The following is a 12,347-nucleotide window of genomic DNA, read 5'->3' on the forward strand; positions in this document are numbered from 1 at the left end:
TTAGTTTTTAACTATTTTTACCTTGGCTGTATCTGCAAGACCATAATTCCCAGTTACGATTATTCTGTCATCCGGCTTAAAAGTGGGCTCTATTATTTCAATCCGGTCGATAGTTTCCATTCCCTTTTTTACAAGAATTTTTACTGCAATGGTATCATTCAGCAACTTCATCACCCAAAATTTATCCTGTGTTTCATTAGCGAGTACAGACTCTCTGGGAAGAGAGGCCGCCTGAGAATGTGCATTCTTCACAATTTTTGCCTTTGCAATCAAATTTTCAGGAATTGAGTGTGATGGATTAACCTTTATAATAACGCGTTGAGTTTGAGAAAGCGAATCGACACTAGGCAAAGCGGATGAAATTGAACCTTTTAATATTTCCCCATCCGGCAAGGTCAGCTGTACGGCGCTTTGACTGCGGATATTACTGCTTAACTCATAAGGAACATCCATCAAAAAAACAAAACTAGCGTTGTTGCTAATAACCGCCAGTTGCTCTCCTTCGGGCACAAAATCCCCTTTTTGATGGCTTAATACACTTATAAAACCACTCTTACTGGCACGCACAGTTGTTATGCCCGAGAACTTAAAACTTGGGTCAAGCTTATTAATGGTATTACCGATAGCTCTTGCTTCCTTCGTAATCAGGGTAAATAACACTTGCCCGGCCTGAACATACTTTCCTTTTTGGATCGGTTGCGATTGTATATAACCACTTATTCCGGCTTTAACGACGCTTTTTTCCATGAAGCTGGATGTCGCATTCAATTCCGCATATTCTTCCAGATTTTCCCTTTTAACTGTAGTTACTGTTACCGGCGTTTGGGGTTCCGTAACTATTTCAGTTTTGGGACCGGAGGAATTACAGGAGCTTAAAGCGATAGCTAAACCCAGAAGGTAATTGTTTCTCATACTGATTTTATTGATTCCAGTAGTTTAACTGGTTAATAAGTTCTAACCGTGTTATATTGGTCTGCCTGAGCAAACTTTGTGAATCCAGGTAATTTCGAATAGCTAAGATATAATCAGCAATCGTAATATTTCCTGTTTGTAAAAGCTTCCCATCGACTGTAATCAAACTTTCCGTAAAGCGTATCTGCTCATTGATCTTATCAAAAAGGCTCTCTTGCTGTTGCAATTGCTGTCGTAGCTGCGAAAGTTGCTGCTGGTATTGTACCAGGAAATAATCACGGTAGGTACTTCGGGTCCTTTCCCGGATATCCAGTTTATTGTATTGCAGTTTTCGCTGATTACCATCATACAGAGGAATGGAAATAGTAAAGCCTGCGCTTACGCCTACGTTCTTATAAGCCTTTTGAATAAAGGAACTATTGTAGCCGCCGTCAGCATAAACGCCAACCCTTGGCTGGTAATTTAAGTCAATAACTCTTCTGGAGTTTTGAATTCGAAGACTATCCAGCTGAAATTGCTGTAAAAATATGCTACTATTTAACTGTTGGGCTGCATTAAGATTTAGCTTGGGTTCGATCAGCTTAACAGAATCGGTACTTATTATGCCCGAAAGGTAATTTAAGATAGCGATATTGTTTGAAGCAATAATCTGGTTCTGCTTCATTAGCAGTTCCTGCTGCTGCAAAGTGACTAAAAAAGTGAGATAATCTGTTTGCCTGTACACATTGCTTTGAGTAAGCTTTTTAAGAACAGTTTCCTCCTTCTTTAGTAATTGATGGACTGTTTGATCAAATTCAACTTGCTTCTGACTGGCATAGGCCGATATATATTGTGAAATTATATTTCTGCGAATATCTTGTTGAGATCGTTGTACAGCATTTGTTACTGAGTCAGAAAGAAGCCCTATACCCCGTAATGCAGTGTTCATTCGGCTTCGCCCCAGCAATGATTGATTTACAGATACTAAGGAGCTAAAAGTCTTACCGTTAGAGATCGCCAGGTCGTAACCGTAACCACGGATAATGGGTGCATATGTTCCGGTTGAATTAGCCCCAACCAGGGGTTTGTAATTTGCCCTGATAATAGCACTATCAAGTTTGTTGATTAAAATCTGGTTATTAAAATCTTTAAGTAACGGACTGTTGTCCGTACCCATTTTAATATAATCTTCAATTGTTCTTTCTTGCGAAAAGCTTGAAAAGCCTAGTCCTGACAAGCAGCCATTTAAGAGAAGGAAGAGAAACGCCTTTTTTAATTTCACTATTCCGCTTTTTTGTTTAGCCGGACTGCCATCGAAAAACCATACGTCCCCGGCTGATAAGATGGCATAAACATTACTTTTGAAGTCGGGGCCTTCCCTAAGCTCCTTTTTATAACCGGGTAAACGACGTAAGCCAGTTTTGTAGAAAGTATCCCCACTCCTGCCCCCATAACCACATCGCTTAACCAATGCTTGTTGTTCAGCATTCTTAAAGATCCTGTGGCAGTAGCCATAGTGTAAGCAGCAATACCATACCAGGGAGAAACGTCTTTATATTCCTGCCTCATAAATTCTGCTGCAACGAAAGCGGAAGCCGTGTGACCCGATGGAAAAGCCCGGTTATCAGAACCATCAGGACGCAATTTACGGGTTTTTATTTTAAGACCGTATACAGAAACCCCCATGATCGCATTCGATATAAAATACAGGGCGGTTTTGTCTGAAAAAGTATTCTTTCCCTTAACCCCAATAAATCCAAGAGCATAAGCCGATACAGCAGGCATATACTGCAATTTATCATCTATACGCGTTCTGAAATGAGGATAATCCTCCCTTAAATCGGCGTTTACATTGCCGTCCACTGCCTGCAACAGATCGGATTCCCGGGAAAGAATGCCGTAAGCGATTAAAGATGTGGGTACAAGGTAGGGGGCTGATCTGTAAAAAGTAGAGGCAGGTTTTGATTTAACCGATACCGTATCTGAATAAATGGATAAGGTATCGGTTTTCTGGGAATAGCAATTGAAAGATATTCCTGTTAAGAATATGATGAACGCAATTTTCATAGAAATTAACTTGGTATCTTTTAAAGTTCCTGGCCTATCAAAAATGAGTTCCTGCCTCATCAACTCAGGATTTAATCAGTTCTCACAAACCACCATACCATCTGTGGTAAATATAACTTCCTTAGTGATACTGCCCTTGCTTAGATCAACCAGGTACTGAACCGAATTATCTGCAAGAATTAGTTTCTCGATTTGAGTACCCGCGGAATAGTCAGCATATTTTGCTTTTAAAGTATTCTTTATTTTTGCACTGGCTGTTGTTAAAGGCACGTCTTCTTCTTGCTGAACATAAGAGCCGTCGGGGGTAAAAATGAGCGATAAATTGGGTGCACCTGTTTTAGAAATGGCTACGTCGATGGCGTCGCCACCCTTACAAAGCGGGTCAGATGCGGCCTTCACCATGGCATAACCGGGATAATTTTTAGCTACAAATTCCTTTACACCAGCCGGCAATCTGTCCAATGTTATTTCACCGGCAGGCAGAGCTGTTGTAACAGGATCAGCGATATTAACTTTGTCATCTTCCATTTTTTCCTGCTGGGTTGTTTCTGTAGCCTCATCCTTTTCGTCTTTTTCATTCTTCTCATTATTGCAACTAAGCATGATCAATGATAATGCCAGAGCCATTAAGGGCATTGTGATTTTTTTTAAATTCATGACTGTATTTTTTATTGATGAAGTAAATTTAAAACTAAAAACTGTAGAGAATCTGTAGTGATATTTTTATTAGAAAAAGACATTAAACCTGTGCTGGCCACTCTGATATTGATAGGTTAGCCGGTACGCATAGTAATGGCAGATCTCTTTGGATATGGCCAGACCCAAACCCATTCCCTCCGAAGAGTTATCTTTATTGAACCTGTGAAAGATTTTATCCTCATTTAATGGTTCGGTCCTGCCTGTATTGCTGATACTAAGAAATTGGCTGTTCAAATCTATAATAACGACACCCTTTTTTATATTATGTCTTATCGCATTGCTAAATAAATTGTTCAATAAAATATCGGCCAGGTATTTACTCATAAATACTTCTTTCTCATCAAGGTTTAATGTGACTGAAATTTCTTCAGCTTCTAAAATTTCCTGGAACTGCCTGGACTTTTGCATGACCAACTTTTTCAAGGAAATGGCATGCTTGTCCTGGATCAGGTTGTTCTCAATTTTAGCCAGTAACAACAGCGATTGATTAAGACGGGATAAACGACTCATCCCGTTAAAAATATCTTCAAGCAATTCCCCCTGATTTTGAGTGAAAGTTCCTGTCTGCAGGAGGATGTCCAATTTCGAATGAATAACGGCTAAAGGTGTCATCATCTCATGGGAGGCAGTATCCATGAAGGACTTAAGATCAACATAATCCTTTCTAATCCGTCTGGTCAATGCCGTTACAGCTGTATTCAATTCAACAAACTCGTCAATGCGGGTGTCTTCCTGGTATATCTCCCGGCCATCTGAGATGTTAAATACACGTAATTGAGATAATATTACATGAAATGGTTTCCACAGCCTGTTAAGGATAAATCGATTAATGAGCGTCAGACTCGACAGCAATAAAATAATAATACCCAGGGTAATATAAAATATAATCCGCACCAAATCTTCCGACTCAACTTTAGATTTTATGATTTCCACTCTGACTAACTTACCGGATAAAACAACAGACGTAATTAACCTCCTTCCTGGTTCCTCACCATGCCCTTTTAAATTGTTGTACACTGTATCAGAAAACATCCGCGTAAAAGCCAGTGGTTCAAAATGATACCGGACTATCTGATCTTTAAAGTTAGCTTCCGCCGGGAGTGATTTATATTGTTTGGTATAGGCCCTGATCTCCTCTTCTTCGATAGCAAGATCTCTATCTAATTGTTCGGTAAGGATAAAATGGATAAGCAAATAATATGCAATACCTGTAATTAATAAAATAATTAAAGAGGTGATAAAGTTGACCCGGCTGTATCGTCTTGATAGTTTCATAAGTCTCCAAACTTATATCCTACCCCGTACATAGATTTAATATAATCCAAGCTTCCTGATTCTATCAGTTTCCGGCGAAGGTTTTTAATATGGGTGTAAATAAAATCGTGCCTGTCAATCAGATCCATTTCATCACCCCATAAATGCTCGGCGATTGCGGTTTTTGAAATAACTTTGCCTTTGTTGGCCAAAAAATAAATCAGTAGTTCGTATTCCTTTCTTGTTAAGGTTAGAACCCGGCCATTGATTGTAACGTTTTTGGATACGGTATTTACTTTAATTTCATTAAAAACAATGAAATTATTGCCATCGAAATTCTTTCTTCGCACGATGGCGGTTACACGGGCCTGAAGCTCAGATAAATGAAAAGGTTTGACTAAATAATCATCTGCACCAACGTTTAAACCAGCTAGCTTATCGTCAAGGGAGTTTCGCGCAGAAATGATCAGAACCCCGTCTTTTTTATTGATTCTCTTTAGCTCGCTTAATATGGTCATACCATCACCCCCCGGTAAATTAAGGTCTAACAAAATACAATCGTAATCATACAGGTGTATTTTCTCAATCGCAGCAGAATGATTCGCAACGGCCTCGCAAATATTCCCTTCACCTGTAAAATAGGTTATAATACTCTCCCTTAGAGAGGGTTCATCTTCAATAATCAATATCTTCAAAGCAGGTTAAATATAAGAAATAGAATTTGTAGAAATTCTGAAGCATGGTATGACTGGATCAGGGGGTCGATATCCCGAAGCCGTCCTTCTCTGTTTTGTGACGGTTTTACATCAGTTGCTTCATATCAGGTACTTCAAATTCTCTACAGAATTAATAGTTATTATTGATAAATCGAATTTTATGCATTCGAACCAGTTGTTATTGTATACATTGAATGGAACATACCCGGCTTTTATATTTTTTACTTGTGATGAGTCTACTTATTTCATCATGTACGCTTTTCAGGCCCGTTTTTTATAATCTGCCGGGTAATAAAGACATACAAAGATTTCCTCATCGGGTAATAAGGTCCTCAGAAACAGCTGATATATTTAATTTTAAAACGGCTACGGATACTTTAGCGAAAATCAAAAATCTTAAAGTAGAAAACAAAACCTTTAATTCATCAGGTGTATCACTTAATGAGTTTGTTAAGCTTCATAGAACGCTGTCTTTTGTAATCATCAGGAACGACAGTATTTTATACAAGTATTATGCAAAAACATTAGGTGAAGAAACGCGGGTCGCCAGCTTTTCGATCTCAAAAGCTTATGTAGCCATGTTAATTGGTATTGCTATCAATGATAGGCTTATTAAAAGCCCTGACCAATCTATCACAGATTTTATACCGGAATGGAAAAATAAGAGCGGTTATCAGCTAATTACTATCAAAAATTTATTGAAGCATACCTCGGGGTTAAAATTTACCACTAACCCAATCAATCCACTATCCGATCAAAGTCAGTTTTATTACACTGAAGGATTAAGAAAACTAATTTTAAATGCTCAGATTGAAGAATCTCCCGGCCTGCATTTTAATTACCAAAGCGAAAATACCTCTTTATTAGGATTGATCCTGGAACGGGTATCCGGTAAGACATTATCCGTTTACCTTGAAGAAAAGCTTTGGAAAAGGATTGGAACAGAGGCTCCGGCGTACTGGAGTACCGATTCTGATGCGAGTACTGCCATTGAAAAAAGCTTCTGCTGCCTGAATGCGCGTACTTTGGATTTCGCAAAATTCGCCCGGCTACTCTTGAATAATGGTAATTGGGAAGGAAATCAAATTGTGCCGGCTAACTGGATAAAAGATGCCACTCACCGGACAACTGAAGACGGCAGTAAAATTACCTATGGATATGGTATGGGATTGGGGCCTAAGGAATACGGCAGCTTTTACCCTATTGGTTTATACGGTCAGTTTTTATATATCTATCCCAAAAAAAACCTGATTATAGTACGTTTTGGAAATACTGCGGTTCCGTATGTATCTGATTACTGGAAGGAGGTGATGCTTCAAATAGTTGATCAGTTATAGTTAGCTATTCACCCGATATTTTTTTGGAATCATATTAAGCTGTTCTCTTTCGTTTTTAAAATTTTATAAAGTACCGGTAGGGTAGTTATCAAAGCAATTCCCAGCACTATAATTTCCAGGTGCTTTTTGATGTCGAATCCAAACTGGTTTAAAAATAGCAAATACAGATAACGTCCTGAGAATAACATAAATGTTGCCCAGAGAATCATCCCAAAAATACTATAAGTAATAAATTTCACTTTTTCCATACCTACCACTCCAGCTACTACAGGTGTAAATGTTCGTATAATAGGTAAAAATCTGGCAAGAATCAGAGCCATGGCGCCGTGCTTATCAAAAAATGTCTCAGCTTGCAATAAATGACGTTTCTTGAAGAAAAAAGTATCCTTACGTTTAAACAATAGTTGGCCACTTTGCTTCCCGAACCAAAATCCAAGTAAATTTCCTAAACTGCCACAAATAGTAATGAGTAAAACTAATATGAATAGATCCAATAAATCAAAGCCCGACTGATATCCGGGCAAACTTTTGACCAGGGTTTTGCTGTAAATTCCCGAAACAAACAACAGGCTATCACCAGGCAAGAAAAAACCAGCCATCAAACCTGTCTCTGCAAAAACTATCAGGAGCACGATCCATAATCCGCCCTTAACAATGTAAAACTCAGGATTTAAAAGCTCCTGAACTGAAATACTAACGAAAATATCCATGTATGCGGCTAAATTAGTTTATTTCACCCTCTTAAAAGTCATGGTTTGACCCATAAATTCAAAGTGCCAGAATCCTTTAACCTCTAACATGCCATTTTTTGTAAGTAAAGCAGATAAATTCCATTCTCTTCCTGTTCTTACATCATAAATTATTCCCTTTTCCCAGCGGTTTATACTGGCGTTGAATTTTAAATTTCGAAGTATCTCCAATCCGATAATTTTGCGGTTTCTTAAAGCCGGGTCAGGATTTTGTTGATCAGTACGTGTGATCATTGGCCTGGTTCTATCGTCTGAGTCATTAAACCATAAAACCTTAGCGTTATATTGATCTCCTTCTTTAAAAACCAGCACAGTTATATTTTCAGCAGTTGACATCCATTTGCCTATTATTTGATCTGAAATGGAATTAGCCGAACCGATACTCCCGGCGTAAAAGCTGATAAGCAGGTCCAAAAACAAATACTTGATATTCATAGCAACAAAATTAGAACAGGGTGTAATAAAATCCGGCAGATTATTTATTCAGGATACGTAAAGGTTATTGGTTTGCTATTCTTTTTGGCGGCAAAGAATCCTATCGCCTTATTGCCAAACTGTCCCTCTTGTAAAAAAACCGGTTCAACAAAGGGATTAAATTGGGCTAGCTTTTGACGGTCTAGCTGGGAGAAAAATACATAAGCATTTTTATCGATGCTCTGTATAAATATTCGTCCTTTTGTGCCTTTTTTATGAGAATAAGCAGGCTCTACTATAATGGTTATTTGCTTTCCCTCCTTGCCAACATCTTCAAATACCGCTCTTCCAATTTCATGAACAGTAACTGTATCTTTCCCTAAGCATGCTCTTTTAATGGTGGCTTCGGCCTTCATGATACTGGTATCAGCAGATCTGATCATTTCATAACGATAATAATTGACCTGGTTGGGAACATCTTTAAAATAGGTTACAACCCCCTCATGTTCTCCGTACAAATCATTATAGTTGGACACATAAGAAACACTATCAATAGCTGGTGCAAAAAGGTTGGTAACAGCATTTGCTATATAAGTTTTGCCTTCGGAGATAATAGTTAAGTCATATTTAGTATTCGCCAGGATCTTATTATGGCCGTTATAAAAATAGTCAAACTGGCAATCTATCTTATCAAAAACACTGTCCAAACTAAGTTTATCTGTACTTCCGTTGCTGCTGATAGTAATGAGCGCATTTCTGATCATCAGCTCATTTTTTTTAACCGCTTTATCAAAATACGGTACCGTTCTATTAAAATAAACGACCGGTATGGAGTCGGGTTCAATAAACCCTGTTATGCTTACTTTATTGTTGTAGGCAGGCGGGCTTACGGTTATGTTTTTTTCGCAGGACAGGATAAAACCAACACTGATAACGGAAAAGAAAATAAATATCTGTTTCATGATTAAAATTTAAAATTAAAGCTTATGCTAGGTACAATCGGGAGTAATGAAACCTGTTTCGCCTGTGGTTGCTTGGTCGCAGGATCGGTAGTTAAGTAGACGAAATATGGATTCGCCCGGTTATATACATTATAAAGACCGAAAGACCACTCTCTTTCATACGCGAATTTCTTGAACAACTTCACCTGCTTTTTATTTGAAACACTGAAATCTAAGCGGTTGTAGGCAGAAAACCTGCTATTGTTTCTGCTGGTGTAATCGGAGTAATAGTTATCATACAGCGAACCATCGCCATTAACTAAAACCTTACCGGCTGGTAGGGTGTACGGTCTGCCGGTGTAGTAAACGAAATCGGCTGACAGGGTCCAGTTTTTGGTCAAATTATAGCTGGCAACCAGGGATAAATTATTACCCCTGTCAAAAGAAGCCGGAAAACTGTTTCCGAAATTAAGATCCGGAAACTGCTGGGTAGATTTGGATAGGGTATAACTGGCCCAGCCTGATAAGCGGCCAAAATTTTTCTTTGCGAAAAACTCAACGCCATAAGATTTCCCTTTTCCAAAAGTTAATATATCATCCAAACTGGTGTTTAATAGAATCTGGGTACCTTCCTTAAATAATACCTGGTTATTCATCGTTTTATAATATACTTCTACGCTGGTTTCGATTTCATTCTCTTTAAAATTTTTGAATAAACCTAATGCTACCTGCTTGCTTGTTTGCGGTTTTATTTTCAAGCTGCTGCTTAACCAAATATCGGCTGGTAATGAAGCTGTACTGCTTGGAACCAAATGCATAAACTGGTTCATTTGTGTGTAAGAAGCCTTTATTGAGGTTTGATCGTTGATAGAAAAGCGAGTGGTTAACCGAGGCTCGATAAATGAGTATGTTTTTGTACCGGCACTGAAAAACGGCACTCTTAGTCCGAAGTTGACCGAAAAACGGTTGGAAACCTGATAATCATCATTTATATAAAACGCCCCTTCATTGGATAGCCTTTTAGTCAGACTATCCGGATTAATAACGACCTTTTTCCCGGTTTTAGACATTTTAGCTGACATTGCCCCGGGATATAGGGTATGATAGATATAATTAGCTCCAAATTTGATGGTATGATCACTGCCTGATGTGGCTGTAAAATCAGTTTTTGCATTGATATCTTTGATTCCTGTATACAAAACCTGATAATAGTTGTTTTGCGCTGTTCCTAATTGCAAATGATAGTCATTATATATTAAGGAAGTATTTGAAAATATTTTATTTCCGTATAAATGATTCCATCTTAAGGTTGCGGTGGTATTACCGAAGTTTGTACCATAGTTTAAACTATTTGCCCCTGTATACGCAGCATCATCATTACCTTTAAAGAAACTAGCAAAGACATGGTCTTTTTCACCCAGCTCATAGTTCATTTTAGCATTGAGATCATAAAACCGATAAGTGGTTGTTTTTGAAGCTTGTTTTAGCAGCTGATCCAGATAGCTCCGACGGCCCGAAATAATAAATGAGGATTTATTTTTTTGCAGGGGTCCCTGGAAAGTAAGATTCGCTGAAATTAGTCCTATACCACCTTCAGTTTGAAATTTTGTTTTGTTCCCCTCCTTCATTTTAATATCCAGAATGGAGCTTAAACGACCTCCATATTCGGAAGGAAAACCACCTTTAATTAATTTTACACTGTTGATTGCGTTCACATTAAAGGTGCTGAATAAACCAAAAAGGTGATTTGGATTATATACGGTAGCTTCATCCATCTGAATAAGATTCTGATCCAGGTTACCTCCTCTCACGTAAAAGCCTGAAGTTCCTTCCTGGCCGGCTTGCACCCCGGGCAAAAGCTGGATGGTCTTAAGGATATCACGCTCACCTAATAAAACAGGTAAATCTTTTATCGCTTTGATAGGTATATCAATGACGCCCATTTGCGCTTTATTAACATTGTCCTGATTTCGACTGGCATTAACCACCACCTCGTTTAGGCTATTCAAGGCAGGTTGCAGTAGAATGTCAAGTTGGATATCCTTCCGGCTCATTATTTGTTTTAACGAAGGCTGATATCCACTATAGGAAATTACAATAGAAATTGTATCTGAATCAGGGACAGTAATGGTGAAATATCCGTACTGATTTGTGCTGGCTCCTGTTTTCAAAGAGGGGATCAAGACAGACGCACCAATCAGGGCTTCTTTAGATCCGGCATCTTTTACATATCCGCTAATAGTGCTTTTCTGGGCAAAAGCAAGGGAAGGCAGCATGATAACCAGGTATATCAATTTTTTAAGTTGCATATTATGATATTGAAAAATGAGATTTAGTTTTATACCCAGAAGACATAGCTTTTCTGAAAAAGTCCTATAAGATTTAAAAAAAATGTTGAAATGGAGAAAGGAAAGGTAGCCGTTGCCCGCAAAGGTCTCACATCGGGGGAAACTGTTATTTTTCCAAATCCCTGGCAAGAATTTTTTTCGATACAACATCCGTACAATAGAAGTAGCCTAAGGCATTACCTGAGATATTTCCCTTGATCAGGCCGGGGTTGCCCGAGAATATATTTTTCCAATCAGTTTCTTGAAATAAGTTAAACAAATACCTTTGGTAGGCATTAGAAACTGAAAATTTATATACCTTAACCGAATCGGCCGGGAGAAGTGTTACATTGGTTCGTTGCTCCAGAAGTGGATACAGCCCGTTGGGCGGGGCGAAAATGTGAGTATAGGCATAAGTTTGAGAAACTGCCAGTTTAGATGGATCCCAATCACTTTCGCCCTTAAATTGATAAAATTGTTTTCCAGGTTCAACAGAACTGAAAATATGTTTGGGTACAGAAAGCACCAGGTTGTCATTTTGGATTTGAGTAATAATATTTAAATTACTGAACACAATCGGCGTAACTTTTTTCAGTGTGTCTTCGGCAAAGTATGTGTTATTATTATAAATTACCTTAAGGCGATATGGAAATCCATAATTCTTATTTTCAAGCAAGATGACCGAATAGATTCCCGGAGTGCTGGTTTCGTCTAGTTTTACACTATTAATATAAACTTCTGCATTACTTATGCCCGCAACATTATCGCTAACATTGTAGGAAGGTTTGCTAAGCCTGATAAACTGTTCTTTACTAAATGAATTCACGCCGCCCTCGATCACTAAATCATACTGTAATGCAGCCTTTTTAAAATTGATCTTATCAATCAATTCCTTCTTACAGGAAACCAGTATGACTGCAAAATACAATATTAAAAACCTTGCTAAAGTCAT

At 38.3% G+C, this 12,347-nt stretch carries 12 protein-coding genes; 1 reads left to right on the plus strand and 11 read right to left on the minus strand.

The window, feature by feature from the left end; translation table 11 throughout:
* The 6 genes from Q8M41_RS10080 to Q8M41_RS10105 form a co-directional block, all read right to left on the minus strand.
* Nucleotides 1–912: an efflux RND transporter periplasmic adaptor subunit gene (locus tag Q8M41_RS10080; RefSeq protein ID WP_305365140.1), complete on the minus strand. Its 912-nt coding sequence runs from the start codon at nucleotides 910–912 to the stop codon at nucleotides 1–3.
* A 7-nt stretch (nucleotides 913–919) separates the two neighbouring features.
* Complete coding sequence (locus tag Q8M41_RS10085) at nucleotides 920–2,173, minus strand: TolC family protein (protein WP_305365141.1); 1,254 nt, start codon at nucleotides 2,171–2,173, stop codon at nucleotides 920–922.
* Nucleotides 2,173–3,018, minus strand: a complete 846-nt coding sequence (locus tag Q8M41_RS10090; RefSeq protein ID WP_305365142.1) for a phosphatase PAP2 family protein — start codon at nucleotides 3,016–3,018, stop codon at nucleotides 2,173–2,175. Before Q8M41_RS10090 ends, Q8M41_RS10085 begins: the two co-directional genes overlap by 1 nt.
* Before the next feature lie 15 nt (nucleotides 3,019–3,033).
* Nucleotides 3,034–3,615 carry a hypothetical protein gene (locus tag Q8M41_RS10095; RefSeq protein ID WP_305365143.1) on the minus strand — a complete coding sequence of 194 codons (582 nt, stop codon included), beginning with the start codon at nucleotides 3,613–3,615 and terminating at the stop codon, nucleotides 3,034–3,036.
* Nucleotides 3,616–3,684: 69 nt separating this feature from the next.
* On the minus strand, nucleotides 3,685–4,932 hold the full coding sequence (locus Q8M41_RS10100) for a HAMP domain-containing sensor histidine kinase (RefSeq protein WP_305365144.1): 1,248 nt from the start codon (nucleotides 4,930–4,932) through the stop codon (nucleotides 3,685–3,687).
* Nucleotides 4,929–5,606 (minus strand): response regulator transcription factor, encoded by a 678-nt coding sequence (locus Q8M41_RS10105; RefSeq protein ID WP_305365145.1) that lies wholly within the window; start codon nucleotides 5,604–5,606, stop codon nucleotides 4,929–4,931. Before Q8M41_RS10105 ends, Q8M41_RS10100 begins: the two co-directional genes overlap by 4 nt.
* A gap of 251 nt (nucleotides 5,607–5,857) precedes the next feature.
* Between Q8M41_RS10105 and Q8M41_RS10110 the strand changes: the two genes are divergently transcribed.
* On the plus strand, nucleotides 5,858–6,964 hold the full coding sequence (locus Q8M41_RS10110; RefSeq protein ID WP_305365146.1) for a serine hydrolase: 1,107 nt from the start codon (nucleotides 5,858–5,860) through the stop codon (nucleotides 6,962–6,964).
* A gap of 29 nt (nucleotides 6,965–6,993) precedes the next feature.
* Here Q8M41_RS10110 and Q8M41_RS10115 read toward each other — a convergent pair whose 3' ends face one another.
* The 5 genes from Q8M41_RS10115 to Q8M41_RS10135 all read right to left on the minus strand — a co-directional run bounded on the left by Q8M41_RS10115 (nucleotide 6,994) and on the right by Q8M41_RS10135 (nucleotide 12,347).
* Nucleotides 6,994–7,674, minus strand: a complete 681-nt coding sequence (locus tag Q8M41_RS10115) for a DedA family protein (RefSeq protein ID WP_305365147.1) — start codon at nucleotides 7,672–7,674, stop codon at nucleotides 6,994–6,996.
* A gap of 18 nt (nucleotides 7,675–7,692) precedes the next feature.
* Nucleotides 7,693–8,148, minus strand: coding sequence for a DUF2147 domain-containing protein (locus Q8M41_RS10120; RefSeq protein WP_305365148.1), 456 nt, complete (start codon nucleotides 8,146–8,148; stop codon nucleotides 7,693–7,695).
* A gap of 44 nt (nucleotides 8,149–8,192) precedes the next feature.
* Complete coding sequence (locus tag Q8M41_RS10125) at nucleotides 8,193–9,089, minus strand: DUF4249 family protein (protein WP_305365149.1); 897 nt, start codon at nucleotides 9,087–9,089, stop codon at nucleotides 8,193–8,195.
* 2 nt (nucleotides 9,090–9,091) lie between these two features.
* Nucleotides 9,092–11,377 (minus strand): TonB-dependent receptor, encoded by a 2,286-nt coding sequence (locus Q8M41_RS10130; protein ID WP_305365150.1) that lies wholly within the window; start codon nucleotides 11,375–11,377, stop codon nucleotides 9,092–9,094.
* 145 nt (nucleotides 11,378–11,522) lie between these two features.
* The gene (locus tag Q8M41_RS10135) at nucleotides 11,523–12,347 is read right to left on the minus strand and encodes a hypothetical protein (protein WP_305365151.1); all 825 of its coding nucleotides are present in this window, start codon (nucleotides 12,345–12,347) and stop codon (nucleotides 11,523–11,525) included.

The sequence above is a fragment of the Daejeonella sp. genome, assembly GCF_030684675.1.
In the GTDB taxonomy this organism is placed as follows: domain Bacteria; phylum Bacteroidota; class Bacteroidia; order Sphingobacteriales; family Sphingobacteriaceae; genus Daejeonella.

Bases quoted from the DNA above. Each gene is read 5' to 3' on its own strand.
- Q8M41_RS10095 (WP_305365143.1), bottom strand. From the start codon at position 3,615: ATGAATTTAAAAAAAATCACAATGCCCTTAATGGCTCTGGCATTATCA.
- Q8M41_RS10115 (WP_305365147.1), bottom strand. From the start codon at position 7,674: ATGGATATTTTCGTTAGTATTTCAGTTCAGGAGCTTTTAAATCCTGAG.
- Q8M41_RS10130 (WP_305365150.1), bottom strand. From the start codon at position 11,377: ATGCAACTTAAAAAATTGATATACCTGGTTATCATGCTGCCTTCCCTT.
- Q8M41_RS10080 (WP_305365140.1), bottom strand. From the start codon at position 912: ATGAGAAACAATTACCTTCTGGGTTTAGCTATCGCTTTAAGCTCCTGT.
- Q8M41_RS10090 (WP_305365142.1), bottom strand. From the start codon at position 3,018: ATGAGGCAGGAACTCATTTTTGATAGGCCAGGAACTTTAAAAGATACC.
- Q8M41_RS10135 (WP_305365151.1), bottom strand. From the start codon at position 12,347: ATGACTTTAGCAAGGTTTTTAATATTGTATTTTGCAGTCATACTGGTT.
- Q8M41_RS10100 (WP_305365144.1), bottom strand. From the start codon at position 4,932: ATGAAACTATCAAGACGATACAGCCGGGTCAACTTTATCACCTCTTTA.
- Q8M41_RS10120 (WP_305365148.1), bottom strand. From the start codon at position 8,148: ATGAATATCAAGTATTTGTTTTTGGACCTGCTTATCAGCTTTTACGCC.
- Q8M41_RS10110 (WP_305365146.1), top strand. From the start codon at position 5,858: ATGAGTCTACTTATTTCATCATGTACGCTTTTCAGGCCCGTTTTTTAT.
- Q8M41_RS10125 (WP_305365149.1), bottom strand. From the start codon at position 9,089: ATGAAACAGATATTTATTTTCTTTTCCGTTATCAGTGTTGGTTTTATC.